At 70.9% G+C, this 25,574-nt stretch carries 23 protein-coding genes; 5 read left to right on the forward strand and 18 right to left on the reverse strand.

Features of this window, described 5'->3' with window-relative positions:
• Positions 1-65: 65 nt before the first annotated feature.
• The 13 genes from ACQPZZ_RS25395 to ACQPZZ_RS25455 form a co-directional block, all read right to left on the reverse strand.
• Positions 66-407: a hypothetical protein gene (locus tag ACQPZZ_RS25395; protein ID WP_432922864.1), complete on the reverse strand. Its 342-nt coding sequence runs from the start codon at positions 405-407 to the stop codon at positions 66-68.
• A 279-nt stretch (positions 408-686) separates the two neighbouring features.
• Positions 687-1,106: a YchJ family protein gene (locus ACQPZZ_RS25400; RefSeq protein ID WP_363640211.1), complete on the reverse strand. Its 420-nt coding sequence runs from the start codon at positions 1,104-1,106 to the stop codon at positions 687-689.
• Between the two features lie 210 nt (positions 1,107-1,316).
• Positions 1,317-1,769: a hypothetical protein gene (locus ACQPZZ_RS25405; protein WP_363640209.1), complete on the reverse strand. Its 453-nt coding sequence runs from the start codon at positions 1,767-1,769 to the stop codon at positions 1,317-1,319.
• 255 nt (positions 1,770-2,024) lie between these two features.
• The gene (locus ACQPZZ_RS25410) at positions 2,025-3,218 is read right to left on the reverse strand and encodes a hypothetical protein (protein ID WP_432922867.1); all 1,194 of its coding nucleotides are present in this window, start codon (positions 3,216-3,218) and stop codon (positions 2,025-2,027) included.
• A gap of 281 nt (positions 3,219-3,499) precedes the next feature.
• The gene (locus tag ACQPZZ_RS25415; protein WP_432922870.1) at positions 3,500-4,246 is read right to left on the reverse strand and encodes a hypothetical protein; all 747 of its coding nucleotides are present in this window, start codon (positions 4,244-4,246) and stop codon (positions 3,500-3,502) included.
• A gap of 17 nt (positions 4,247-4,263) precedes the next feature.
• Complete coding sequence (locus ACQPZZ_RS25420) at positions 4,264-5,646, reverse strand: hypothetical protein (protein ID WP_432922872.1); 1,383 nt, start codon at positions 5,644-5,646, stop codon at positions 4,264-4,266.
• A 67-nt stretch (positions 5,647-5,713) separates the two neighbouring features.
• Positions 5,714-6,655: a ribokinase gene (locus tag ACQPZZ_RS25425; RefSeq protein WP_432922875.1), complete on the reverse strand. Its 942-nt coding sequence runs from the start codon at positions 6,653-6,655 to the stop codon at positions 5,714-5,716.
• A 67-nt stretch (positions 6,656-6,722) separates the two neighbouring features.
• On the reverse strand, positions 6,723-7,664 hold the full coding sequence (locus ACQPZZ_RS25430; protein ID WP_432922878.1) for a nucleoside hydrolase: 942 nt from the start codon (positions 7,662-7,664) through the stop codon (positions 6,723-6,725).
• Between the two features lies 1 nt (position 7,665).
• Positions 7,666-8,415, reverse strand: coding sequence for a glutamine amidotransferase (locus tag ACQPZZ_RS25435; RefSeq protein ID WP_363640195.1), 750 nt, complete (start codon positions 8,413-8,415; stop codon positions 7,666-7,668).
• A 106-nt stretch (positions 8,416-8,521) separates the two neighbouring features.
• Positions 8,522-9,580, reverse strand: coding sequence for a phosphotriesterase family protein (locus tag ACQPZZ_RS25440; protein ID WP_432922881.1), 1,059 nt, complete (start codon positions 9,578-9,580; stop codon positions 8,522-8,524).
• Positions 9,577-10,602 carry an ABC transporter permease gene (locus ACQPZZ_RS25445; protein ID WP_363640191.1) on the reverse strand — a complete coding sequence of 342 codons (1,026 nt, stop codon included), beginning with the start codon at positions 10,600-10,602 and terminating at the stop codon, positions 9,577-9,579. The genes ACQPZZ_RS25440 and ACQPZZ_RS25445 overlap by 4 nt, the downstream gene beginning before the upstream one ends.
• The gene (locus tag ACQPZZ_RS25450; RefSeq protein WP_432922885.1) at positions 10,599-11,378 is read right to left on the reverse strand and encodes an ATP-binding cassette domain-containing protein; all 780 of its coding nucleotides are present in this window, start codon (positions 11,376-11,378) and stop codon (positions 10,599-10,601) included. The genes ACQPZZ_RS25445 and ACQPZZ_RS25450 overlap by 4 nt, the downstream gene beginning before the upstream one ends.
• Positions 11,379-11,395: 17 nt before the next feature.
• Complete coding sequence (locus ACQPZZ_RS25455; protein ID WP_432922888.1) at positions 11,396-12,376, reverse strand: substrate-binding domain-containing protein; 981 nt, start codon at positions 12,374-12,376, stop codon at positions 11,396-11,398.
• Positions 12,377-12,582: 206 nt separating this feature from the next.
• Between ACQPZZ_RS25455 and ACQPZZ_RS25460 the strand changes: the two genes are divergently transcribed.
• From ACQPZZ_RS25460 to ACQPZZ_RS25475, 4 genes are all read left to right on the forward strand, one after another.
• Complete coding sequence (locus ACQPZZ_RS25460) at positions 12,583-13,599, forward strand: LacI family DNA-binding transcriptional regulator (RefSeq protein ID WP_432922891.1); 1,017 nt, start codon at positions 12,583-12,585, stop codon at positions 13,597-13,599.
• Positions 13,600-13,618: 19 nt separating this feature from the next.
• The gene (locus ACQPZZ_RS25465) at positions 13,619-14,707 is read left to right on the forward strand and encodes a M20 family metallopeptidase (protein ID WP_432922894.1); all 1,089 of its coding nucleotides are present in this window, start codon (positions 13,619-13,621) and stop codon (positions 14,705-14,707) included.
• Positions 14,708-14,833: 126 nt separating this feature from the next.
• Positions 14,834-16,024: a cytochrome P450 gene (locus ACQPZZ_RS25470; protein WP_432922897.1), complete on the forward strand. Its 1,191-nt coding sequence runs from the start codon at positions 14,834-14,836 to the stop codon at positions 16,022-16,024.
• Between the two features lie 197 nt (positions 16,025-16,221).
• Positions 16,222-16,494 carry a GlsB/YeaQ/YmgE family stress response membrane protein gene (locus ACQPZZ_RS25475; protein WP_363640461.1) on the forward strand — a complete coding sequence of 91 codons (273 nt, stop codon included), beginning with the start codon at positions 16,222-16,224 and terminating at the stop codon, positions 16,492-16,494.
• Positions 16,495-16,597: 103 nt separating this feature from the next.
• Here ACQPZZ_RS25475 and ACQPZZ_RS25480 read toward each other — a convergent pair whose 3' ends face one another.
• Positions 16,598-17,503 carry an MBL fold metallo-hydrolase gene (locus ACQPZZ_RS25480; protein WP_432922900.1) on the reverse strand — a complete coding sequence of 302 codons (906 nt, stop codon included), beginning with the start codon at positions 17,501-17,503 and terminating at the stop codon, positions 16,598-16,600.
• A gap of 355 nt (positions 17,504-17,858) precedes the next feature.
• Here ACQPZZ_RS25480 and ACQPZZ_RS25485 point away from each other — a divergent pair, with 355 nt between their 5' ends.
• Positions 17,859-20,228, forward strand: coding sequence for an ATP-binding protein (locus tag ACQPZZ_RS25485; RefSeq protein WP_432922902.1), 2,370 nt, complete (start codon positions 17,859-17,861; stop codon positions 20,226-20,228).
• Positions 20,229-20,330: 102 nt separating this feature from the next.
• Here ACQPZZ_RS25485 and ACQPZZ_RS25490 read toward each other — a convergent pair whose 3' ends face one another.
• The 4 genes from ACQPZZ_RS25490 to ACQPZZ_RS25505 form a co-directional block, all read right to left on the reverse strand.
• Complete coding sequence (locus ACQPZZ_RS25490) at positions 20,331-21,638, reverse strand: ammonium transporter (protein ID WP_432922905.1); 1,308 nt, start codon at positions 21,636-21,638, stop codon at positions 20,331-20,333.
• Between the two features lie 299 nt (positions 21,639-21,937).
• On the reverse strand, positions 21,938-24,199 hold the full coding sequence (locus ACQPZZ_RS25495; protein WP_432922908.1) for a catalase: 2,262 nt from the start codon (positions 24,197-24,199) through the stop codon (positions 21,938-21,940).
• Between the two features lie 161 nt (positions 24,200-24,360).
• On the reverse strand, positions 24,361-24,624 hold the full coding sequence (locus tag ACQPZZ_RS25500; RefSeq protein ID WP_432922911.1) for a WGxxGxxG family protein: 264 nt from the start codon (positions 24,622-24,624) through the stop codon (positions 24,361-24,363).
• 188 nt (positions 24,625-24,812) lie between these two features.
• The gene (locus ACQPZZ_RS25505; protein ID WP_432922914.1) at positions 24,813-25,430 is read right to left on the reverse strand and encodes a PRC-barrel domain-containing protein; all 618 of its coding nucleotides are present in this window, start codon (positions 25,428-25,430) and stop codon (positions 24,813-24,815) included.
• Between the last annotated feature and the right edge of the window lie 144 nt (positions 25,431-25,574).

Below are 25,574 nucleotides of genomic sequence, written 5' to 3' on the forward strand. Positions count from 1 at the left end.
TCATTGCCATATCAGTCAGCGCGCCCCCCGCATTTCGTGCGATTCACGGTCCGCGTGCGTCCGGGTCACCAGCCGCTGACGGTGAGGGGCATGTTCTGCCAGATCTTGCAGTGCTTCGGGCCGGGGCCGCAGAAGGCGCCCTGCGTGCTGATGCGCCCGCCGTTCGTGATGCCGGTCTGCTGCTGGCCGATCATGAAGGTCGGAGCGAACACGCCGTTGAGGTTCTGATTGAACTTGCCGTTACCCGAGTTGAGCTGCCGGGCCGCGGCCGTTCCACCCGCCGCGACCTGGCCCCCGCCGCCACCGCCGTGGCCGGTCACGAGGTTCGTCGCCCCACGCGGCAGGGCATGCGCGCTCGCGCCGGCCTCCGCCTCCTGCACCGCCGTGCTCCACGCGATCGCGGCCACGAAGGCGGCCAGCGTCAGGCGGCGGGCCGTCAGAGCCTGACATGGTCGCGAGCGGAACGTACAACGGCGAGACATCGTGGAACGCACCTACCTACCAAGGCCATCCGGCATGGGCTTTCGTCGCGGACATGAGCAATGCCGACCTCATACCCCGCGCCGTGGCCTCCCCCCCGCCCATGCCGAGGGCGGCATGCACCATGACGCATTTTTTGTCGCTATGCCTTCTGGTCCGATATTTGGCTCATATACCCCGAATGCCCCTAACGTCGTAAATCCGTGTCACTCCGACGACTGCATGGCGTCGAGATAGACCCAGGCGCCTTCGTGGCGGACGAATCGGCTCCGCTCGCGCATCTCGCCTGGCTGTCCGCGATAGGCGTACCGGGCGCGGAAGGTGACGGTGCCGTCGGTGTGGATCGGGCTCCCGCCGGTGACCGCCTCGATCTCCAGCCCGGTCCACCGCATGCCCTGCTCGAACTCGACCCGCGGGGGGCGGGTGGCGGGATGCCAGGTCCGCAGCAGGTACGACTCGTCCTCGACCGCGAACGCGCAGAACCGCGAGCGCATCAGCGCCTCGGCCGTGGGCGCGGCCTGACCCGCGTGAAACCGGCCGCAGCACTCGCCGTAGCCGACGGGCAGACCACAGGGACAGGGATCGCCGGAGCGCGGCGTGCGGCGGGATCGAGAGGTACGGCTCACCCCGGGAGGCTATCGTCCCCGGTCGCCGGGCACGCGCGGCCCTCGATCACCGGCCCCCGGACGCCGGCCCGCAGGTACGGCCCACTCACGCGCGGGCGAGGTCCCCGGCGGCGACGGTCCCTCTAGGAACCGCCTGCCGGAGACCTCGCCGCATCAGCCGTCGGCGCCGTCGGCGACGCGGGCTCGGCCCGCCTCACCGCGCGGCACCGCTCAGTTGTAGGGGTTGTCGTAGGTGGCGGTGCTCTTGGTGCGCATCTGGTACTGACCGTTGCTGCCGAACCATCCGCCGGTCACGTCGAAGCGGATGTTGCGGACGATGCCGCCGTAGTTCACCTCTCCACTGGAGTAGCTCACGGACTGGCACCCGGAGGCGGACGACGAACCGGTGACCGGCCCGCTGAAGTACGAACCGTTGACGTAGGTCGAGTAGTACGGCGAGGGATAGGCATGCTGCCAGCACAGGCGCAGCGAGTAGCGGTACTTCGTGTTGCCGTCGTCGAACGCCACCGTGCCCTCGAGGAGGGCCAGCTGCGTCGCGTTGCCGTCGTTGCTCACCAGCTGCAGGTAGACCGGCTGGTCCGGGCCGTACGCCGCGTGGGCGGGGCTGAGCGGCAGGAGCGCGGCGGTCATCGCCACGATGGCGGCGGCGATCGACGTCGTCAAACGACGTCCTCGCGAGCGTGCGATCAATTCACACCTCATCCGTTGCAGGAGTGCCGAGTGCCCGGAGGGTATTGGGACATTCGCGGACCGATCCAGCACGGCGACCGAGGGTGCCCGATCCGGTCGGGCGTTAAACGACGCGACCGGGGGACCTTGGGAACGCCGTTCCCTCGCAACCAGGACAGAGAGGACGGCGGAACCGGTCGAAACTCCGATGTGCCCGTTGAATGTTTCACGCGCGTGAGACGGCGAAGGTCACCGGAAGACGCCGGTGTGGCCGAGGGAGTAGCGGCCCGGCTGGGGATAGACGCACAGCCCGTGCGGGCCCGCGCCGACGGGGATGGTGCGGACGAGTCTGCCCTCCTTGGTATCGAAGACGTACACGACGCCGTGGTAGCGGCCGCTGAGCCACAGCTTCGTGCCGTCCGCCGACACGCCGCCCATGTCGGGCGAGCCGCCGCCGGGGATCCGCCAGACGTCCACCACCTTCCGCTTCGGGAACGACACGACCGACACCGACCCCTCACCCCGGTTCGACACGTACAGGTGGCGCGAGTCGCGGCTGACGTACAGGCCGTGCGCGCCCCGGCCGGTCGGCAGGAACCCCATGACCGTGTACGTCGCCGCGTCCACCAGCCACACCCCGTGCCGTTCCATGTCGGCGACGTAGAAGACGGTGCCGTCGGGCGACAGCTTCACGTCCTGCGGCATGCTCATGTGACCAAGGTGGATGTGCCGGATCACCCTCGGCGTACGCCAGTCGAGCACGACCAGGTCGCCGCTGAACTCGCAGCTCGCGAGGAAGACCGAGCCGTCGGCGGTGAAGTCGCCGTGGTTGATGCCCCGGCACGGCAGCGACAGCGACCGCAGCAGCTTCATGCTGTGCGGGTCGCGCAGGTCGAGCTGGTTGTTCCGCTCCGCCATGACCAGCGCGTACCTGCCGTCGGGCGAGAAGTACAGGTTGTACGGATCCTCCACGGGGACCGGGCGGCCGGGCCTGCCGGTGCGGGGGTCGATGGGGGTCAGCGAGTTGCCCCGGTTGTTGTTCACCCACAGCGTCTTGAGGTCCCACGACGGCACCACGTGCTGAGGCAGCGCCCCGACCGTGAAGTGCCGCACGATCCGGTAGGTCTCCGGGTCGATGACGTCGACCGTGCCGCTCTCGCTGTTGGGCACGTACACGAGAGAGCGGAAACCCCTGACGACGGGGCTGAGCATTCCCGGCCGATCGGCCGCGTAGACGTCGGCCTGATCCCGGCCCCTCGCCTCGACCGACGCGGACGGCGACGGCGAAACGGACGCCGGTGGGGCGCTCGCGACCCGCGACCGCACGGCCCCCGGTGGCTCGGCACGCGGTGCGGGCGGCTCCGCCGCGCAACCGGCGAGGGCGAATCCTCCGATGATCGCCAGCACCACGATCACGGCACCGGTTCCACGCGCTCGTCTCACGCCTGCCCCTTCGTCGCGGCGGGCTCTGCCCGGCCGGCCCCCGTACGATCACGACGACCGGCCGCGTACGCGCGGGGAGCGGTGCGAGCGGCGGGTCGGCGAGACGCTAACGCCCGCCGAGTGCGGTCCGAAGGCGGCTTTGCCTGCTCTTGCACGACTCCTTTCCGCCCTCTCGCACAGGGGGCGACGCCGCCGGACGGCATCGGCCGCCTCCGTAATGCGCGAGCCGGGGCCTTCGAGACCGCCCTCAGGCGGGGCGGTGCCGAAGCGACCGGGACGGATCAGCGGCCTCGATGTCCCCGTAGCTGCGCCGCGATCGCCCGATTGACCGGCGACGCGTCGGCCGGCGGGTGGTGGATCCACCAGCCCGGACCCCACCGGCGCACCTTGCCGTACAGGGTGAGGACGAGACCGCTCTCGAAGTCCTCCGCGGGGAGCCGGACATCACGCACCAGAGGATCCTCGTCGGCCGAGTGGTCGTAGTGCCCGGCCCCGGGCACGTACGCCGTGCGGGTCTCGGCGAAGCAGTCGAAGAACACCCACCCGGCCGGGTGCGCCGAGGCGCCGTGTGGGAGGGGCGCGGGAACATAGCACAGCACCCGCCGGTCGACCACGATGCTCGGCGCGCCGAAAGCCGCCTCCACCTCGCTGCGCCGCACGTCCCGCCCGTCGAACCGGTCCCGCACCTGGCCCGTCAGCTCGTCCCACTCCTGCGGGCCGAGCTCTCGATCGACGGCGAGATAGCCGAGCCGGTGGAACTGCTCGGCGTAGACGGACGCGACTTCGGCCATACATCGCTGCTCGGTCCCGAAGAGGGCGGTGAAGGGACCGGGCACGCCAACCTGACCGTACCGGCCCAGTTCTTCTCTGACCTCTTCGTACTCCCGATCCCGCTCGTCGAGGAAGCAGAGGTTCTCCAGGAGCGTCCGGGCCACCGACTCCATCTCACGGCCGTTGCAGGCCCACATGCCCGAGAGCAGCACGACGTGCCGCACCTGGTCCAGCCACCGCCGCCGCAGATCGTCCACCGTACGCACAGCTCACACTAATCACCCAGACCCACAGGGCGGGAGCGGTATTCGACCGACGGCCGGGCTCTGCCGGGATAGACCATCACGAGGATGTGCTGAGGTGTCCAGGCCTCGTAGTCGGGCATGCGGTAGTGCACCCGGATCCGGTAGCGGCCCTTGCCCCGGAACGCGAGATTGGGCAGGTCGTCCTGCCCGACCATGGGGTCCATGAGCCGGACCTGCCCGGTCGTGCTCTCGTAGCCGACCTCCACGACGTGGTCCCACCCCTTCAGCTCCAGCGGTGGCCGCCGCCGGTACGTCTCCACCGTGAGGCAGATGTCGAAGTCCGAGTGGCTGAGGATGATCAAATGTCCCGGTCCCGCGGCCACCAGGCCGTTCTTCTGTGCCTCCCCCAGCAGGTCGTCCTCCCCAGGAAGCCGCGCCGTCGACTCGTCGTACTCGTAGGACTCCAGCACGCCGTAGTCGGTCCAGGTGCGGTCGCGGACCGCCCGCACGGGCGTGATCCGCGGCCGGTGCCGTGACGTGTCGCACACCCGCTGGTTCCTCACCTCCTCGGCGCGGAAGTCCGCGTCTTCGGCGTCGAGCTTGGCCTGCACGTCGGCGGCGGCACGGGGGCAGATGGGCGCGATGAGATAGGCGTCCTCCACGCGGCCCCGATACGCGCGGCATCCCGCGCGCCCGTACGCGAGCAGGTCGTGGTCCGACACGCCGGCGAACTGCCCGCCGGAACGGGCGCCGCAGAGGAAGGCGCGCTCCCCCATGGCGACCTTCGTCCAATCGTTCACCGGGCACTCCTCCAGCGGAGCGATCGGCCCCTTCGTCAGGTCGGCCGCGGGCAGCAGCGTCAGCAGTCCCAGCGCCGCCAGACCGGCCGTACCCCTTCGCAGGCGGCGGGAGGCGGCCAGCCGCCGGAACCGGTGGCGGGGAGTCCGGACGGCCGCCAGCACGCACAGCGCGGCCAGCGTTGGCGCGATGTCGGTGTCCAGGAAGAACATCGGATCACCGGTTGCGCTCCACATCCCGAGACAGTCCCGGTCGATGCTCACGTCCACCGCGAAGGCGAGCGGGGCGGTGCCGTAGACGACCAGCATGAGCGCCGCCTGGACCCGCGCGACGACCGTGCCGACGCGCGGGCGCCGGACCCGTACGCAGATCCAGTGGGTGAGGAACGCGACGACGACGCCGGGCAGGCCGGAGTACCAGAGCAGGGGCACCCAGTCGACGACCGCCCACCGTGCCACACCCGCCCCCATCGATGCCTCCCAGCCCGGGCAGAAGGCGTAGGCGGCGTCGATTCCCAGGAAGAGGGCCCCCTCCCGCAAGGACAGGACGTACGCGGCTCCGGCCAGCGCCGCCGTCAGGGCGGCGGCCCACCACCATCGCGATCTCCAGGACACGTCGCGACACGGTAGCGGCCCCCACTGACAGCGGACACCTGCCCCCGGCTCTCGAGACCGGGGCGCCTCAGCGAGCGGCTCCCTCAGCCACGGCGGCGAGCAGTTCGTCCACGGCCTTCCGGCCCGGCAGCGAGGGGCTGGCGCCGGGCAGCGTCGTCGCCAGCGCTCCGGCGGCCATCCCCCGGCGGACGGCGGTGGCGGTGTCGAGGCCGGCCGCGAGGGCCGCGCCCAGGAAGCCGGTGAAGGCGTCGCCCGCGGCGGTGGTGTCCACCGGGGTGACGGGGTAGGCGGGGAAGTGCCGGGTGCGCTCGCGGGTGACCGACAGGGCGCCGCCCCCGCCGAGCGTGATGAGCGCATGCCGCACGCCCCGGTCGAGGAACCAGCCCGCGGCCCGCTCGGCGGACTCGGCGTCGGCCACCCGCATGCCGGTCAGCGCTGCGGCCTCGCTCTCGTTGGGGGTGACGACGGAGACGTGCCGCCAGACGCCGTCGGGGAGCGGCTGCGCGGGCGCGGGGTCGAGCACCACGGTCAGGCCGGCCTCCGCGCCCGCCTCGGCGGCGTGGCAGGCCACGTCGACGGGGATCTCGAGCTGGAGGAGGAGCACGCTCGCCTTGCCGCGCACGGCCCGGATGCTCTCGTCCACCATCTCCGTGCTGAGGTCCGCGTTGGCGAGAGGAGTCATGACGATGTCGTTCTCGCCCGAGGCGTCCACCCGGATGTGCGCGACGCCCGTGCGGGTGCCGACGGAGCGGATCTCCGTCAGCGCCACCCCGTGGGAGCGCAGCGCCGACGACACGATCTCGCCGAACGCGTCCGTGCCGACGCAGCCCACCAGCCAGGTGGGCGCTCCGGCGCGGGCGGCGGCGACCGCCTGGTTCGCACCCTTCCCGCCCAGCACCAGGGTGACGTCGTCGCCGAGAACGGTCTCCCCCCGGCGGGGAAGCCGGCGGGCGAAGGCGGTGACATCCGCCGAGATGCTCCCGACGACGACGACACCATTCGGTTCCATGAGGTTTCTCCTGTTTCAGGCTGTTGGTGCTGCACCGAGCTCGCGGCGGTGCCGGCGCCGGCGACGCTCAGGCGGCCCGGCCGAGGGCCTCGATCGCGCCGATCATGAGATCCCAGAACCGGTCCCGGTCGAGGCCGATCCCGACGTTCGCGTTGGGCTCCCAGTCCATCCGGCGGTGAAGGTCGGCCACGGTCGCCCCACGGGTGTGCGGGCCGTCCAGCTCGATCCGCAGGCCCACCCGCTCGTAGGTCAGGACCGTGGGATCGATCAGGTACGCCACGGTGATCGGGTCGTGCAGCGGCGGCGCGGGGAACCCCCAGGTCTCGTGGTAGCTGGAACCGAAGAACGTGAGCAGTTCCACGCAGACGCGGGCGAGCGGGGTGCCGAGCGCCTCGATCCTGGCGAGCACGTCGGCGGTCACCAGCGCCTGGTGGCTGACGTTGAGCCCGACCCACGTCGTCGGCACGCCGCTGTCCAGCACCTCCGCCGCCGCCTCCGGGTCGGCGTAGATGTTGAACTCCGCGTACGGCGTGTGGTTGCCGCGATCCGTGGAGCCGCCCATGATCACGATTTCCCTGATCCGCTCGCGGTCCTCCGGGTGACGGCGCAGCAGCGTGGCGATGTTCGTCAGCGGCCCGATGGCCACCACGGTCACCGGCTCGGCGGCGGCCGCCAGCGTGTCGTGGATCAGATCCACGCCGTGGCGGGGGTCGAGCGGGACGCTCGGCTCCCCGAACGCCGGGCCGTCCAGGCCGCTTTCCCCGTGCACGTAGTCGCCGATCTCCAGCGGCGCCGTCAGCGGGCGGTCACAGCCGGCGGCGACCGGCACGCCGGTGACTCCGGCGAGGCTCAGCATCCGCCGCGCGTTGAGGGCGGTCTTCTCCACCGTCTGGTTTCCCGCGACCGTCGTGACCGCGCGCAGGTCGATCGCCGGGCTGGCCACCGCGAGCAGGATGGCCATGGCGTCGTCGTGCCCGGGGTCGCAGTCGAGGATCACCGGAATCGGCATGTCAGAGCTCCTTCGCGAGCCAGCGGACCGCCCGGGTGAACAGGGTGCGGTAGCCGTCCCAGGAGACGAACTCGTCCGGGCACCAATGCGGCGCGATGTCGGACGCCCACGCGAGCGTCCGGCCCTCCCCGGCCTGCCGTACGGCGAGCAGGGGGTCGCCGCCGACGGTCGCGAGCAGCGTCGCGTCCTCGGGCAGCGTGAAACGGTTGTAGCCGAGCAGGTCGGGCCACTGGGCGGCGAGCCCGGCCACGATGGGGTGCGCGTCGTCGGCGAGCAGGCCGGGCACGCCCTGCGGGGTCTCGACGCGGTCGTCGTAACGGGAGATCCGGGCGGGGAGCACCCGCTCGACCGCCGTGCCGGCGAAGGCGGCCTTCGCCTCGAAGCCCTGGAAGCTCAGGTAACCGCCGGCCATGGCGAGGCCGCCGCCCCGCTCCACCCAGTCGGCCAGCAGGTCGATCCGGTTGACGGTCTTCTCGCTGGACAGCCAGGTGGCCGGGTGCAGCAGGATGCTGTTGGCCCCGATGTCGGACAGCACGATCACGTCGTAGGCGGCCAGCGCCTCGGGCGTGCCGGGGAACAACGCGGGCACGTCGTGCGCGGGCAGGTGGTCGACCTCGATGCCATCGGCGACCAGGACGTCCCGCAGCGGATCGATACCGGTGTGGTAGGTGGTCGTGGTGAACGCGTCGAAGCCCTTGTAGTGGGTCGACTGGCTCACCCATGATTCGCCGGCGACCAGCACGCGGGTCATGAAATCGTCTCCTTCTGTTCTGTGTTATCAAGCCGCGCGGCGGCTCCGTGTTATATGGAGCCGCGCCGCGGCTCTGTGTGATCAGGAGCCGCGCGGCTCTGTGTGATCAGTGGCCGCGCGCGGCGGCGAGGAACAGCTCGCGCGGGTTGTCCGCGAGCAGCCGGGTGGTGTCGCCGGCGGTCAGCCCGTGCCGGTGCAGGCGCGGGACGAAGTGGGTCAGGATGTGGGCGTAGCCGGTGCCGCCGTAGCGGACGAGCATGGTCTTCAGGAACACGTCCTGGGAGAGCAGCACCCGGCCTCCGAGCCCGGCGCGGACCAGCCACGCCACCGCGGCGGCGTTCTCCTCGTCGCACGGGGACTGGCCCTCGCCCGGGTAGAGGTAGTCCATGCCGCACATGTCGTAGCCGAGATAGGCCCCGCGCAGGGCGAGGGACACCTGGTAGTCGCGGTCCGCACCACTGGGGTTCAGGTGCGAGAGCACGGTGCCGGAGAGCAGACCGCCCTCCTCGGCGACGACGTCGAGCACGCGGTGGCCGTACCGCACCCAGCCGGGGAGGTGGACCGACAGTGGCACGCCGGTGCGGGCCTGCGCCCGGGCCGCGCCGCGCAGCACCTTCTCCTCCTCGGCGGTGAAGTCCGGCGAGACGCCGATCTCGCCGATGACTCCGGCGCGTACGCCGTCGACGCCCTCGACCAGGTCGCGCTCGATCTCGTCGGCGACGTCCGCCGCGCTCATCGAGCGGACCCGGGCGGGGTGGGTCTTCTGCAGGTAGAACCCGCAGCCCATGACGATGTTGAGCCCGGTGGCGCGGGCGATCGCGACCAGCTCGGCGGGCGCCCGCCCGATCCCCTCGGGGGTCACCTCGAGCAGGGTGCGCCCGCCGCGTTCGGCGAACCTGCGTACCTCCTCGATCGCGGTCCCCGTGTCGTCCAGCGACACGTTGTCGCGGGAGAGGTACGGGTCGTTGCGGAGCCTGCCGAGGAACTCGATCCGCACGGGGTCGCGGGCGACCAGCTCGCCCTCGGCGTCGCCCTCGTGCGCGGGGTGCCAGGCGCGGGCGCCGTCGTTGCGCAGGTGCTCGTGGCAGAGGGTGATCCCGAGGTCGTCGGGGGACACCGGGCCGAGCACCGTCGTCACGGCCGGAGGCCGGGCTGCGGAGGTCATTTCCGTATCGCCCCGAACTTCGCCCACACCTTGCTGTTGGCGAAGATGGCCAGCAGCAGGATGGCGCCCTGGACGATCTGCACGTAGAACGGCGAGACGTGCAGCAGCACCAGGCCGTTGGCGATCACGCCGAGCGTGAGCGCGCCGAGAATCGTGCCGAGCATGCTCGCCCGGCCGCCGAAGAGGCTGGTGCCGCCGAGCACGACGGCGGTGATGACCTCCAGCTCGAAGCCGGTGCCGGCGTTGGACGAGCCGGAGCTGAGGCGGGTGGCGATCAGCACGCCCGCGATCGCCGCCGCCAGGCCGGTGAGCACGTAGACGGTCAGCCCGATCTTCCGCGTGTTCACACCGGTGCGGCGCAGCGACTCGCCGTTGGAGCCGAGGCCGATGACATAGCGGCCGAACGGCGTCCGCGTGAGGACGAACCAGCCGACGAGCGCGACGACCACGGCGAGGATGGCCGGGACGGGCACCCCGGCGATGCGGCCCTGGCCGATCTGGACGATCCAGAGATCTCCGTCGATGGGGGTCGAGTAGCCCTCGGTGGCGCGCAGCGCCGTACCCCGCATGATCGACAACATCGCGAGCGTGACGATGAACGGCGGGATGTTCTGGTAGGAGGAGAACCATCCGTTCACGAAACCGAGCAGCGCGCCGAGCGCGAGGATCGCGACCAGGGCGAGGGTGGGGTTCCACCCGTGCTGCAGCACGATCGCGAGCAGCGACCCGGACAGCGCGACCGTGGAACCGACCGACAGGTCGATGCCCGAGGTGCTGATCACGAAGGTCATAGCGGTCGCGACGACCAGCGTGGGGGCGATCTGCCGCAACAGGTTGAGTATGTTGCCCGTCGTGGCGAACCGGTCGGCGGAGAACGCGAAGAAGATCAGCAGGACCACCAGCACGACCGCGATCGCGATCGTCTGCGCGTGCCGGCCGATGTGGGCGTTGGCCCGGGCCGACCTGGTGGTGACGACCCGCTGGCTGGTTCCGTGGCTGGTTCCGGTCTTGGTGGGGGTCACCGTCGGCTCCCCTCCTTGTCTCCCTCGTCGTGGGCGACGATCTCGGACACGAGCCGTTCGAGGCTCGTGTTCTGGGCGTCCAGGTCGGCCCTGAGCGTGCCTTCGTACATGACGCACAGCCGGTCGCAGACCCGGAAGAGGTCCTGCAGGCGGTGCGTGATGAGGATCACCGAGACGCCCTGGGCCGAGACCGTCTTGATCAGTTCGAGGACGGTCTCGACCTCGGCGACGGCGAGCGCCGCCGTCGGCTCGTCGAGGATGAGCAGCTTGGGCCCGAACGTCACCGCCCGGGCGATGGCGACCGCCTGCCGCTGGCCGCCCGACAGCCCTCCGACGGGGATGTCGGTCAGCGGAATCCTGATGTTCAGGGCGTCCAGGTGGCGCCTGGCGTCCGCGTGCATCTTGCGCAGGTTGAGCATCATCCCGCCGGCCTTGCGCGGCTCCCTGCCGAGGAACAGGTTCCCCGCCACGTCGATGTCGTCGCAGAGCGCGAGGTCCTGGTAGACCATCTCGATGCCCAGCTCGCGGGCGTCCTTCGGGCTGGCGAAGGAGACCGGCCTGCCGTCGAAGACGATCTCGCCGGAGTCCGGCACGACGGCGCCGGCCAGCACCTTCATGAGGGTGGACTTGCCTGCCGCGTTGTCGCCGACGAGCCCCACCACCTCTCCGGGGCCGACGCGCAGCGTCGGGCCGCGCAGCGCGTCGACCATTCCGTAGCGCTTGCGGATGTCGCGCATGACCACCCGGTCAACGCGACCCGTCTCTTGGTCCGTCATGCGAGTCCCTTCGCCGCTCACTTGAAGGTGGCGCGGTACGGGTCGACGTTGTCCTTGGTCACGATCGTCACGGGCACGTCGATCTTCTTCTTGGCCTGGGCGCCGCCGACCAGGGCCTTGGCCTCCTTGACGGCCTCGTAGCCCTCGGTCTTCGGGTCCTGCTGGACCACTCCGGCGACGAATCCCTCGTCGATGCCGTTGATGGCCTCCTTGGTCAGGTCCCAGCCGAAGACCTTGACCTTGTCGCCCGCGTTCTGCGACTTGACCGCCGCGACCGTGCCGAGCAGGGCCGGCTCGCCGGTGGCGTACACGATGTTCATGTCGGAGCGCGAGGTGAGCAGGTTCTCCGCGGCCGTCATCGCGGTCTCCTGCTTGTTCTGTCCGTCGACGGTCTGCACGATCGAGGCGCCCGCGCCCTCGACGGTCTTGTTGAAGTCGTCCTTGCGGATGTTCTGGATGAAGGAGTTCAGCGCGCCCACCACGCCGATCTTCGGCGCCTTCAGGCCCTGCGCCTGGGCCCACTTGTTGACGAAGTCGCCCGCCTGCCGGGCGGCCGCGGCGTTGTCCACACCCACCTGCGTGTCCACCGCGGGCGAGTCGACGATGGCGTCGACGGCGACGACCTTGAGCCCGGCGTCCTTGGCGATCTTCACCGCGGGCTTGATGCCCTCGACGTCGATGGCGACCACGATGACCGCGTCGAACTGCTGCTGGACGAAGTTGTCGACGGCCTCGTTCTGCTTGGCCGGGTCGTCGTTGGCGTTGAAGATCGTGAGATCGACGTTCGCCTCCTTCGCCGCCTGCTGGGCGCCGGCGTTCATCTCGTTGAAGAAGATCGCCTGCTGGTTGATCTGGACCAGTCCGATCCGCGGCCTGTCTCCGCCGGAGTCCCCGGAAGTGCCGGAGTCGTCCGAGCCGCCGCAGGCCGACGCCAGCAGGCCGGTGGCCAGGATCGTCGTCGCCGCCGTCAGGCGGATGAGCCTCGTGGATCGAGCCATAGGAGATGTGCCTTTCGGAGGGGGCCGGGATGGAGTGAGATCGATTGGGTAATCGATTACCCGAGTGCCGGGCATGCTAGTGCGACCCAAAAAGCACCGTCAAGGTGCAGTTTTCTCACAGAACCTCTATCGTTCCGTGTGATCCCAGCATCGCAAGGGGCGGCAGGGTCGATCGTTGGCAAAGATCAAGGGAAATCGATTACACGATGGGCGTGACGATTCACGACGTGGCCCGCGCGGCCGGCGTCTCCGTGGCCTCGGCCTCCCGCGCGCTCTCCGGACGGCGTAAGGTCACGCCCGAGGTCGCCGAGCGGGTGGCGCGCGCCGCCGCCGAGCTCGGGTACCAGCCGAACGCGGTCGCCAAGGCGCTGCGCGACCAGACGACCGGCACCATCGGCATGGTCGTGCCGGGCATCGGCAACCCGTTCTTCACCACGATCGTCGAGGCCGTCGAGCGCGAGCTGCAGAACTCCGGCACGGACCTGCTGCTGTGCTCGTCCAGGTACGATCCCCAGGTCGAGGCGCGGAGACTGGAGACCCTGCTGGCCCGGCGCGTGGACGGGCTGATCATCAGTCCGTGCGACATCGAGGCCAGCGTCCCCGCCGTGCTGGACGCGGCCCGCCGGGTGCCCCTCGTGCAGCTCGACCGCCACATCGAGGGCGGCGCGGCCGACTGGGTGGGCGTGGACGACGAGGCCGGGCTGGTTCTGGCGGTCGAACACGTGATCGCGGGCGGGGCCCGCTCTGTGGTCTTCGCGGGCAGCCGGCTGGTGAGCTCCTCCGCCCGGCTGCGGCTCAGCGGGTTCGAACGCGCGGCGGCGCGGGCCGGGGTGGAGGTCCGGGAGCCGCTGCTGGGCGAGTTCACCCTCGAATGGGGTATCGAGGCCGGGCGCAGGCTGCTCGAAGCCGGTTCGCTGCCGGACGCGGTGGTCTGCGCGAACGACGAGATCGCCGTGGGCCTGGTGCGGGCGCTGCGGTTCGGCGGGGCGCGTGTCCCCGAGGACGTGTCGGTGGTCGGGTTCGACGACGTCGGGCACGCGACGATGTGCGACCCGCCGCTCAGCACGGTGCGGCAGCCCGTGGAGGAGATGGCGGCGGAGGCGGTGCGCCTGCTCGGCCAGGTCAAAGCCGCCGATCCGCGGCCCGCGCAGCGCATCGCCATCGCGCCACGACTCGTCGTACGGCAGAGCAGCCGGCCGGTGCGGGCCGGGACGGCGCAGTGAGCGAGGGAAGGGAGCCCGCGTGAACGAGGCGGTGGCGCTGGCACGCGAGCTGATCAGGATCGACTCGGTGGGCGGGGGCGAGGCCGCGGTGGCCGAGCCGCTCGCCGGACGGCTGTCCGACGCCGGTTTCGCGGTGCGGCGGCACGAGCACGCCGCCGGCCGCACCGGGCTGATCGCCCGCTGGGGAACGGGCGTGCCGGTGACGCTGACCGGGCACCTCGACACGGTGCCCTTGGGCGGGCAGGCGTGGCGGCACGCGCCGCACGGCGCGGACATCGACGGCGACCGCCTGTACGGGCGCGGCTCGAGCGACATGAAGGCCGGCGTCGCCGCGCTGGTGGTCGCCGCCGAGCGGCATGTGCGCCGCACCGGGCCGAAGGCCGCCCTGGAGATCGTCTTCACCGTCGGCGAGGAGACCGGGTGCGAGGGCGCGGCCGGCATGGCGGCCGCGGGCCTGGTGGGCAGGTCGCGCGCGCTGCTGGTGGCCGAGCCGACCGCCAACCGGGTGCTGCTCGGGCACAAGGGCGCGCTCTGGCTGGAGGCCACGACGCGGGGCACGACGGCGCACGGCTCGATGCCGCATCTGGGCGACAACGCGATCTACAAGATCGCCCGGGTGATCGGCGCCGTCGAGACGTTCGACACCGGAGTGCCCGACCACCCCTTCCTCGGCCCGTCCACGGTGAACGTGGGAACGGTGCGCGGCGGGATCAACGTGAACTCGGTGCCCGACCTGGCCGCCGCGACGATCGACCTGCGCACGGTCGCCGGCCAGGACCACGGACGGCTTCGCGAGCGGTTGCGGGCCGCGCTCGGTGACGACGCCACCCTCGACGTGCTCGTGGACCTGCCCGCGATCTGGACGGAGCCGGACGACCCCTTCGTCCGGGCCCTGGTCGAGGCGGGGGCGGGCGCTCCCGGCGACCGGCCGGCGGCCAGCTACTTCACCGACGCCTCGATCCTCGCCTCCGCCTGTGGCGGAGCGCCCACCGTCATCTGCGGCCCTGGCGAGCCCGAACAGGCGCACGTCACCGACGAATACTGCCTGGTCCACCGGATCGAGGAGGCCGTCGAGATCTACACCGCCGCCCTGGGGCGGTTGGCCTGATCACGTGAGCGGCCCGGCGACGCGGCCGCCACAGTCGTGTCACGGCGGTCCACGGCGGACACCGGGCGGTTATGGTCGGATTGTGGCAAAGCGATCATCAATCTGCCGGTGACCCGAGGAGGTCGCGTGCGCGACACGTCCACGCCCCTGCACATGCGACGGGACGGATTCCATCCCGCCCCGGAGCTCTCCGCACTGCGGAACGACGAGGGGGTGGCCCGAATCCGCACCGTGTTCGGCACCGACGCCTGGCTGGTCACCAGATTCGAGGATGTCCGTACCGTTCTGAGCCATCCCGAGCTGTACAGCAACGCGCTCGTGCCTCCGCTCCGGCCGCCCGGCGCACCACCGCCCAGCCGGGAGGAGACCGCCGCGATGCGCGCGGGCAACCTGCTCGGCTCCGACCCTCCGGAGCACACCCGGCTGCGCCGGATGCTCACGGCCCAGTTCACCGTCCGCCGTATGCGCCGTCTGGAGCCCAGGGTCCAGCAGATCGTCGACGACCATCTGGACGCCATGGAGCGCGGCGGGCCGCCCGCCGATCTGGTGACGGACTTCGCCCTCCCGGTCCCCTCCCTGGTGATCTGCGAACTGCTGGGCGTGCCGTACGCCGACCGTGCCGGTTTCCAGGGGACGTCCAAGCGGATGCTGGACGTGTCCCTGCCTCCGGACGAACGCGCGGCCGCGGCGGCGGAGGCTCGGGCCTACATCGCCGGCCTGATCAAGGCGATCCGGGCCGATCCCGGTGAGGACCTGCTCGGGATGCTCGTACGCGAGCACGGCGACGAGTTGAGCGACGCCGAACTCACCGGCATCGGCACCCTGCTGCTGCTCGCCGGGCACGAGACCACGGCCAACATGCTGTCTTTGGGCACACTCGCCCTGCTGCGGCACCCCGGTCAGCTCACGCTGCTGCGCGACGAGCCGCACCGCGTGGACGCCGCCGTCGAGGAACTGCTGCGGTGGCTGAGCATCGTGCACTCCGGGACGGTCAAGATGACCACGACCGAGGTCCGGCTGGGCGATCGGACCATCGGCCCCGGCGAGACCGTCATCTGCTCCCTTCCCGCCGCCAACCGCGACCCCGGGCTCGTCCCGAACCCGGACGACCTGGACATCCGCCGGGATGTCATCGGCCACGTCGCGTTCGGACACGGCGTCCATCATTGTCTCGGTGCTCCCCTGGCCCGCATGGAGATGCGCATCGCGTTCCCCGCCCTGCTGCGCAGGTTTCCCGGCCTGCGACCGGCGGGCGAGCCCGTGTTCCGCTCCCTCACCGTCGTACACGGCCTGACCACGATGCCGGTCGCCTGGTAGGCGTGCCGCTCACCGCCGAGCACCCGGCCTGACGGGCACTTCACCGACGTCCCGCCGGGGCAGAGGTCGCGCATGCGATGACGGCCTGTGTGAGCTGGACGAACACGGCGATGGGGCTGCCGGCTACCGATTTGTTATGTGTCGAACCTGCCCGTAAGGGCACAAGCTGGGACAGTCAACCGTGGGAGCGTGAAGTAGTGGCCGTAACAGGCATCATTTCCGCCATAATCATCGGGCTTGTCATCGGCGCGCTCGGCCGGCTCGTCGTACCCGGACGTCAGAGCATCCCGATCTGGCTGACCATCGTGATCGGCATCGTCGCCGCCCTCATCGGTACGGCGATCGCGGGAGCCCTGGGGGTCGCCGACACCCGCGGCATCGACTGGATCGAACTGATCCTCCAGGTGGTTCTCGCCGCGGTCGGAGTCATCCTGACCGCCAGCCTGTACGGCAGGCGTCGCCTCGACTAGACGACCCGTGCTTCTGCCCCCGGCGGCCTCGGTCCACGTTATCCGGACCGGGGCCGCCGGGGTCGGGGCCGGGGCACGCTCACCAAGATCGCGGGGACCGGGCTCAGTCCGGCAGCCAGTCGTAGGAGAAGCGGCCGCCTTCCCGGATGACCCGGCCGGCGGCCGGGCCGGGGAAGTGGGCGGGCAGCAGGATGGTCCGGTCGGCGGCGCACTCCTCCATCAGCGCGCGACGGGTGCGGGCCGCCTGTTCCGGGTCCTGGTCGCCGCCCTGCGCGAGCTCCGGCACGGCGAACTGCAGCGGGTGATGGATCACGTCACCGCTGATGAGGGCGTGGTGACCGCCGCCGTACACGTCCACTGCCAGGTGCCCGCCCGTGTGCCCGGGCATGCCGCGCAGCGAAACCCGGACGCCGCCCTCGTCGAGGACCACGTGCTCCTCGCCGACCAGCACGGCCTGCTCGGCGCGTACGACCGGCTCGACGCTGTCGGCGAACGTGTGGGCGAGATCGGCGAGCACCGGGTCGTCCGGGTCGGAGCGGAACAGCGCCTCCAGCCACTCGAACTCGCTCCGGCCGAAGAGGTAGACGGCATTGGGAAACGTGGGCGTCCAGCGGCCCGCCTCCAGTCGGGTGTTCCATCCGCAGTGGTCGGGGTGAAGGTGGGTGGACACCACGACGTCCACCTCCTCCGGGCGCACTCCCGCCGCGGCGAGCCGCTCCAGGTAGGGGGTGTCGAACCGATGGTGGGCGAGCAGCGCCGGGCGCTCCTTGAAGTTGCCGTTCCCGCTGTCGACGACGATGATCCGGCCGGCCGCGCGGATGACGTAGCAGTTGATGCTGAGGATCAGCTCGCCCGTGACCGCATCGACGAAGCGCGGTCCCAGATCCCGGGCGGCCCGCTCAGCGATCTCGTCGGTGATCGCGGGAAACAGCTCTTTCGGAATGAAGGGCCATCGCTCCAGCTCGGTCACCCGGCTGATCGCGGCCTCTCCCAGGTGCAGGTCGTTCACGGACCGGTCCTCGCCGTATCCGGGTGGGAGCTCATGTCGAATGTCTCCTTCTGTGGAGTGCTGCCGTGAAGTGGAGTGGCGACGGCTGGATCGGCCCCGCCCGCCGAACTGCACGGTGGTCGCCGCGTTCCCGGCGTGGAGCTGCCCGCAGGCGATGCCGTAGGGGGCCGGCCTTTGAGAGAGACTTGGCCGGGCCGGTGATCGCGTGTTTTCCGGTGTGGTGGCGTCACCGTAGTCACCCCCGGCCCCCGCCGGCCTCCGGGTTTCCACGTATCCCGGGTACGTAGGCGCGGGCGAACCGTTTCGTATGTAGGCGGGACCGCACTTTGACCGAATCCCCGCAGGGGACCTACCGTTGACCGGAAGTTTCCGGCACTTCACCTGCCCCGGGGTGATCATGGCGAGAGCGGCCGTTCCCCTTTCCGGCGCGGTTCTTTCCACCGAGATCACGACGTTCGTCGGCAGACGGCGCTCGGCCGTCCGCATCAGGGAACTGCTGTCCACCACCCGCCTGGTCACCGTGACCGGCACTGGCGGCGTAGGGAAGACCCGGCTGGCGCTGCATGTGGCGGAGGAGCTGAGCGGGGAGTTCGACGCGGGCGTCTGGATGGTCGACCTTTCGGCCCTGCGGGATCCCGCGCTCGTGCCGCACGCGATCATGTCCGCCTTCGGGGTCGCCGACGGGTCGGCGCAGGAGCCCATGACCGTCCTCGCGACAGCGCTGGCCCGGCGGCGGCTGCTCCTGCTGCTCGACAACTGCGAGCACCTTCGGGACGCCTGCGCGGAGATCGTGGGCTGCCTGCTGCGGGCCTGTCCGGGGTTGCGCGTTCTGAGCACGAGCCGGCAGCCTCTCGGACTGCCCGGCGAGCACTCGCTGGTGCTGCCACCCCTGCAAGCGCCGGACCCCGCAGCCGTGACCGGGCCGGACGAGCTCCAGGGCTACGACGCGGTGAAGCTGTTCCTGGACCGGGCGACCGCGGTCCTGCCCGACTTCCGGCTCACCGCGGACAACGCCCACGACGTGGCCGCGTTGTGCGCCCAGCTGGACGGCCTTCCGCTCGCCATCGAACTGGCGGCGGTGCGGCTGCGGGCGCTGTCCGTACGTCAGATCCTTCAACGGCTTGACCAGCGCTACCGGTTGCTCAACCAGGGCAGCACCACGGCCCGGCCGCGGCAGCAGACGCTTCGGGGACTCATGGACTGGAGTCACGACCTCTGCTCTCAGGAGGAGCAGCGGTTGTGGGCGAGACTGTCGGTCTTCTCCGGCGGCTTCGAACTTGAGGCGGTGGAGGAGGTCTGCTCCTGCGAGGATCTTCCCAGGGTGAGGATCCTCGACACGGTCGCCGCCCTCGTGGAGAAGTCGATCCTCATACGCGAGGAGTACGACGGACGTGTGCGCTACCGGCTCCTCGAGACGATCCGTCAGTACGGCGCGGAGCGCCTGGCCCTCGGCAGCGAGACGGCCACGGCCGTGCGGCGCCGGCACCGCGACTACTACCTGCGGCTGGCCGAGAGCGCCGAGCCGGGATGCGCGCGAGCGCTGGAGGCCGGCTGGCAGAGTCGCGCCCGGCGTGACCAGGCGAACTTCCGGGCCGCCCTGGAGTTCTGCCTCGCTACCGAAGGAGAGGCGGAGTCCGGCCTGCGGATGGCCGCCGCCCTGTGGCTGCACTGGCGCGCGCTGAATCTGCTCACTGAGGGACGCCGCTGGTTCGACCGGCTGCTGGAGGCGGAGACCCGGGCGACGGCCGCGCGGGCCAACGCCCTGTGGGCGAACGCGTGGCTCGCCGCGCTGCAGGGCGACCTCGACCGGGTGACCGGCCTGCTCACCGAGTGTGAGCTGCTGAGCCGGCAGCTCGACGACGCCGGTATCTCCCACCACGTCACGGACATGTGGGGCCTGGTCGCCCTGTTCCGCGGCGACTTCGAGCGCACGCTCGAACTCGTCGACACGGCACTCGCCGGCTACCGGGAGCGGGAGGACGCCGTCAGCGGCGCCCTGGCCCTTCTGCGGCTGGCCCAGGCCGCCCTCGCCCTCGGCGATCACTCTCGCGCCCGGGCAGTCGCCTCGGAGTGCCTGGCGCGGTGCGAGGCGTCCGGCGCCACCTGGGTCACGATCTACGCACTCTGGATCCTGGGCATCGCGGAGTGGGAGATGGGCGACACGGTGCTCGCCATCGAGCACGAACGGGCGGCGGTACGCGCCGGCCGCTCCCACGGCGACCGGCTCGGTGGCTCTCTCGGTCTTCAAGCGATCGCCTGGATGAGCGCACAGTGCGGGGACGCGAGGTTCGCCGCCAGGCTCCTCGGGGCGACGCGCCGGATCTGGGGTGAGATCGGCACCTCGTTCCCCTATCACGCGCATCTCGCCCCCTACCAGGACCGGTGCGTGCTCCGCCTCCGATCCGCCCTCGGCGCCGACCGCTTCGAAATGTGCACCGTCGAGGGCGAACGGCTGCCCGAACGGGCGGTGTTCGAGATGGCGGAGTCAGGGGTGACACGCCCGGAAGGCGAGACCAGCGGCGGCGCCGCCGGCTCTCTCACTCCCCGGGAGAGGGAGATCGCGGGCCTCGTCGCGCAGGGGCTGAGCAATCCGGAGATAGCGAGGAAGCTCGTCATCTCGTCGCGTACGGCGGAGACGCACGTCCAGAACATTTTGGCCAAACTGGGTTTCACGTCACGGGTTCAGATCGCGACCTGGGTCACCCGGGGACGGTCGAGCACCTGACCTGGCGGCACGCGACGACGCGGCGGGCGACGATCCGCCCGCGCCGCTCCGGACGCCGCCCGGCGGCTGCGGCCGCCGTGTCACGTCCGCGTCGCCGGACGGTCACGTCGTCTGACGTGGATCCTGCTGTGCCTCCGGGACCACGCGGTTGGCGCGCAGCCGGACGGCGTGGTCGAGCACGCCGTGGTCGTACGCGGTCTCCGCGTGCAGCGCCAGGTCGACGCCGGACACCTCGTCCTCCTCGCTCACGCGGAAGCCCATCAGCCGGTGGATCAGTGTGCCGATGCCGTAGGTGACCGCGAAGGCGTACAGCGCGACCACCGGGACCGCCATCGCCTGCTTGCCCAGCTGGGCCAGCCCGCCCCCGTACAGCAGGCCACGGGGACCGTCGGCGCCGGTGAGCGTGCGGGTGGCGAGCAGCCCGATGAACAGGGTGCCGACGATGCCCCCGACCAGATGCACGCCGACCACGTCGAGGGAGTCGTCGTAGCCGTGCCGGAACTTCCAGCCGACCGCCTGCGAGCAGATCATGCCCGCGGCCAGGCCGATCACCAGGGCGCCCAGCACGTCGACCGATCCGCACGACGGTGTGATCGCGACCAGCCCGGCCACGACGCCCGAGGCGACCCCGAACGTGGTGGGGCGGCCGTCGCGGCGCTGCTCCACCAGCAGCCAGCCCAGAAGGCCGGTGCACCCCGCGGCCAGGGTGTTGAGGAAGACCGCGGCGGCGGTGCCGTCCGCGGCCAGCGCGGAGCCGGCGTTGAATCCGAACCAGCCGAACCACAGCAGCCCGGCGCCGAGCAGCACCAGGGGCAGGTTGTGCGGCCGCATGGCCTCGGCCTTGAACCCGATCCGCGGCCCGAGCACCAGCGCCATGGCGAGCCCGGAGGCCCCCGAGGTGATCTCCACGACCAGGCCGCCCGCGTAGTCGAGAGTGCCCATGGACTGGATCCAGCCACCGGGGCCCCACACCCAGTGCGCGATGGGCGCGTAGACCACGAGCGCCCACACGGGGACGAAGACCATCCAGGCCGAGAAGCGGGCCCGATCGGCGATGGCACCGCTGATCAGCGCCGCGGTGATGACGGCGAAGGTGAGCTGGAACGTCGCGAACAGCAGCGTCGGCACCTGCCCGGTGACCGACCCGGTGGTGATGTCGTGCAGCCCCACGTGGGCCAGGCCGCCGATCACTCCCCCGATGTCGGGGCCGAACGCCAGGCTGTATCCGGCGGCCAGCCAGACGAGGGTGACCAGGGCGATCGAGACGAAGCTCATCATGATCATGTTGAGCACGCTCTTGGCCCTGACCATCCCGCCGTAGAAGAAGGCCAGGCCCGGCGTCATCAGCAGGACGAGCGCGGTACAGGCCAGGAGCCAGGCGGTGGCGCCCCCGTCTACCTTCACCGGCATGTCATCGCCTCACACTCCTCACGGTGGTCGTCCGCGGGTTCCGCCACGGGCGCACCATGAGACTCACCGCCGGCCGTTTCACGGCGTATTCGGGAGTGTTACCGAGGTGTTTCCTGTTCCGAGAGCATCACCGGTTCTGTTGCGGGGGCGTTACCGGCTCCTCACGCGTGGCCCGCTCGCCGTCGGCGGTGGCACACGAACGCCCAGCGGACCGGCCGCCTCCTCCCCCGGTGTTCGAGGGAGGAGGCCGAGAGGGCGGCCCGGGAGCGCTGCCGGCCCCTGCGGTGGGGTGCGGATCGTCAGGCGACCGAGGCGGGGAACCGCTCCCACACCCGGTGGGCGGCCATCAGCCGCTGCACCTCGACGAACACCTCCGTGGCGGAGTCACCCGTGACCACGCCCGGTGTGGCGGACACCCCGGCCTGCGCGAGCAGCTTCGCGCCCGCGCCCCAGGCGCCGATCGCCTTGGCGTGCCGCCAGCATTCGTCGATCAGGAGCGTCACACGCGGGTCCACCGCGGCGGAGTCGCCTGCGCCCGTCTTGGCGTCGCGCGCGGGCAGAGCGTCCGGGGCCGGCGCCGGCGCGGCCGCCACCAGCAGGGCGTCGAACTCGACCGACCGGGCGGTGGCGAAGGTCCGCTGCACGGGCATGTCCCCCAGCATGCCGCCGTGCGGGGCGATCAGCAGCGGCACCATGCCGGCGGCGAACACGGCCGTGCGCAGCTCGCGTACGCCGTCGAGATCGGCGGCGTCGTCGACGACGACGCCGACCACGCGGCCGTCGACCGGCCACTCCTTGCCCACCTGCGAGAGCGCGGGGCTGGGCGCCTGGTCGGCGAGCGGCAGTGCCGGCTCCGGCGCGGGAAGGCCCAGCCCGGTGGCGACCTCCCGGCAGAGCACGGGGTCGATGTTCGCCAGGCACTGGAGCTGGCGCTCCTTGATCGCCTGCTCGTAGCACTTGCCCAGCTCGAACGTGTAGGCGCGGATGATGTGCTCCTTCTCCACCGGCGACATGCTCAGCCAGAACAGGCGGGCCTGGCTGTAGTGGTCGTCGAAGGACACGGGGTTGGCGCGGACCTTCCTCGCCCGGGCGACCTCGACCGGTGCGTCGACGAACGCGTTGTCGCCATCACCGGCGACGGACGGGTTGCCGCCGTCGAGGGAGTTCGGCCGGTACGGCGCGACCCCGGCGTGGACGGCGTGCTGGTGAAAACCGTCCCGGAGCATGTCGTTGACCGGGCAGTGCGGCCGGTTGATCGGGATCTGGGCGAAGTTCGGGCCGCCCAGCCGGGTGATCTGCGTGTCGAGATAGGAGAACAGCCGCGTCTGCAGCAGCGGGTCGTTGGTGACGTCGATGCCCGGCGGCAGGTGGCCGACGTGGAAGGCGACCTGCTCGACCTCGGCGAAGAAGTTCGTGGGCGTCCGGTCGAGCGTCATCTTCCCGATGAGCTGCACCGGCGCGAGCTCCTCGGGCACGATCTTGGTCGGGTCGAGCAGGTCGATGCCCTCGAAGGTCTGGTCGGGAGTGTCCGGGAACACCTGGATGCCGAGCTCCCACTCGGGGTGGGCGCCGGCCTCGATCGCGTCGTACAGGTCGCGGCGGTGGAAGTCCGGGTCCACGCCGCCGAGCAGCTGCGCCTCCTCCCAGGTCAGCGAGTGCACGCCGAGTTTGGGCTTCCAGTGGAACTTGACCAGCACCGTCTCCCCGGCCTCGTTCACGAGCCGGAAGGTGTGGACGCCGAAGCCCTCCATCATCCGGAAGGAACGCGGGATGCCGCGGTCGGACATGTTCCACATGGTGTGGTGCTGCGCCTCGGTGTGCAGCGAGACGAAGTCCCAGAACGTGTCGTGCGCGCTCTGCGCCTGCGGGATCTCCCGGTCCGGGTGCGGCTTGCCCGCGTGGATGACGTCGGGGAACTTGATGCCGTCCTGGATGAAGAAGACCGGGATGTTGTTGGCGACGAGGTCGAAGGTGCCCTCGTCGGTGTAGAACTTCGTCGCGAAGCCGCGGGTGTCGCGCACCGTGTCGGCCGATCCGCGCGAACCGAGGACGGTGGAGAACCGCACGAAGACGTCGGTCTTCTTCCCCTTCCTGAGGAAGCCGGCCTTGGTCACCGCCGAGGCGGTGCCGTACGCCTCGAACACGCCGTGGGCTCCGGCGCCGCGTGCGTGGACGACTCGCTCGGGAATGCGCTCGTGGTCGAAATGCGTGATCTTCTCACGCAGGTGGTGGTCCTGCAGCAGGGTCGGGCCGCGTTCCCCCGCCTTGAGGGAATGGTCGGTGTCGCGCAGCCGCGCCCCCTGCGCGGTCGTGAGATAGGCGCCCTGCTGCCCCTTCGCGGTGGCGGGCGCGCCGGTCTCCGCGCCGGTAGGTGTGACGGTCGCGGGAGCGCCCTGCTCCTTTTTCGGCGGCAGGGGGTCGTGCGGCGTCGTCGGCTCCTCGAGAGTCGCCGGGGCACTGCCCGGCGAGCCGGGAACGTCCGGCGTCAGGAAGTCGGCCACCTTCTCCGCGGCGTTCTCCACGACGTCCTTGACCACCTTGGCGGGCTTGCTGGCGTCCATTCGGCGAGGTCCTTCCTGGAGCGGTACGGGCAGGTCCGCGCCGGATTACCCGCAGGTAGGAGAGCCAAACGTGCCCCTGCGCCCCGGGACGGCGACGTCCCCGCGACGGACCGGCCGTCGCGGGGACCATCCGCCGCACCAGGCGTCAGCCGTACCAGGCGTCAGCTGTACGGGCGGTTGGACATGTGCTCGGCCGTGCCGACGCGGTGCTTCTGCTTGCGCACACCGGCGAGGCCGAGCAGACCGAGCAGGCCGAACAGCCCCCACAGGCCTCCGCCGCCGCCGCCCTTGTTTTCATTGGGCTGCGGTGACGGACTGGGCTGGCTGTGCGTGGCCGGGGCGACGGGTGCCTCCGCCGTGGCGGCCGCGGCCGGGGCGAGCGTGAGCAGGAAGGCCAGCCCCAGGCTCGTGAGCAACTTGCGCATTGGATCCCCCGATCCGGCGGTCTCGCGTTCGATGGGACCGCCTTCTGTCTCTCCGGACGAAGCCCCCGGGCCTATCCCCACGACGTCCGCCGCCGTGCCCGGGAAAAGAGCGCCGCGTGCCGGCCGGCTTCGAAAGACCGGCGGCGCTTCACCCGTACCTGTTCGCGGTCGATGGGAACACCGGTCTGCTACTCGCCGGTGACGTACCTGCGCAACCGGGGCCGCTCGTGGGTCTCGGCGCCGACGTCCGGAGACTCCTCCGAGCGCGTCATCGCGTCCTCGAGACCGCCCGTGCCGGCGCCGGTAGTCCCCGTGCCGCCGGGGGTGCCGGTGGTGCCCGTGGCCCCGGTAGTGCCGGTAGTGCCGGTGGTGCCCGTGGTCCCGGTAGTGCCGGTTTCGCCGTACCCGAGGCGCTCGCGCTCGCGCAGGCCGCCCTCGTGGGCCCAGCCGCCTTCGCCCGGCCGGTTGGCCTCCTGCCAGGAGGTCTCCCAGCTGATCCCGTAGTAGCGGTACAGGTTGCGCTCCTCCTCGGCCGACAGGTATCCGCCGGCGTCCACGTCGATGTTCGGAGCGTCCTTGACGCGGTCCTTGTCGTACGGCACCTCGACGTGATCGGCGACCAGTTCCGCGTCCCGCATCGGGACGAAGGATTCCTTGATGCCGAACAGGCCGGTGTTGATGCACAGCCACTCGGGGCGGCCGGTCACCTCGTCGAGGAAGACGTGCTTGACCTCGCCGATCTTGTTCCCGTTGCCGTCGAATAGGTCATGGTCCAAGACCGCGGGAATCTGCTCCTGCGTGATCATGCGCTTCCCTCCTTCTCCCTGCATCCCGATCCTCACCGCGCATATCCGATCAATGCGGTCGCAGTGTCGATAAATACCGATAAGAGGGATTGAAAAAGGCAACCTTTGGCAGCCCGCCGGTCAGCCGCGCCGCCCGCGCTCGGC

Origin of the sequence: Microbispora sp. CA-135349, assembly GCF_050947365.1 — a bacterium.
Lineage (GTDB): Bacteria > Actinomycetota > Actinomycetes > Streptosporangiales > Streptosporangiaceae > Microbispora.

What these genes read in the sequence shown, in the direction of transcription:
- ACQPZZ_RS25425 (WP_432922875.1), bottom strand. Translation starts at nt 6,655, where the DNA reads ATGGAACCGAATGGTGTCGTCGTCGTCGGGAGCATCTCGGCGGATGTC.
- ACQPZZ_RS25430 (WP_432922878.1), bottom strand. Translation starts at nt 7,664, where the DNA reads ATGCCGATTCCGGTGATCCTCGACTGCGACCCCGGGCACGACGACGCC.
- ACQPZZ_RS25435 (WP_363640195.1), bottom strand. Translation starts at nt 8,415, where the DNA reads ATGACCCGCGTGCTGGTCGCCGGCGAATCATGGGTGAGCCAGTCGACC.
- ACQPZZ_RS25440 (WP_432922881.1), bottom strand. Translation starts at nt 9,580, where the DNA reads ATGACCTCCGCAGCCCGGCCTCCGGCCGTGACGACGGTGCTCGGCCCG.
- ACQPZZ_RS25450 (WP_432922885.1), bottom strand. Translation starts at nt 11,378, where the DNA reads ATGACGGACCAAGAGACGGGTCGCGTTGACCGGGTGGTCATGCGCGAC.
- ACQPZZ_RS25455 (WP_432922888.1), bottom strand. Translation starts at nt 12,376, where the DNA reads ATGGCTCGATCCACGAGGCTCATCCGCCTGACGGCGGCGACGACGATC.
- ACQPZZ_RS25460 (WP_432922891.1), top strand. Translation starts at nt 12,583, where the DNA reads ATGGGCGTGACGATTCACGACGTGGCCCGCGCGGCCGGCGTCTCCGTG.
- ACQPZZ_RS25490 (WP_432922905.1), bottom strand. Translation starts at nt 21,638, where the DNA reads ATGCCGGTGAAGGTAGACGGGGGCGCCACCGCCTGGCTCCTGGCCTGT.
- ACQPZZ_RS25495 (WP_432922908.1), bottom strand. Translation starts at nt 24,199, where the DNA reads ATGGACGCCAGCAAGCCCGCCAAGGTGGTCAAGGACGTCGTGGAGAAC.
- ACQPZZ_RS25500 (WP_432922911.1), bottom strand. Translation starts at nt 24,624, where the DNA reads ATGCGCAAGTTGCTCACGAGCCTGGGGCTGGCCTTCCTGCTCACGCTC.
- ACQPZZ_RS25505 (WP_432922914.1), bottom strand. Translation starts at nt 25,430, where the DNA reads ATGATCACGCAGGAGCAGATTCCCGCGGTCTTGGACCATGACCTATTC.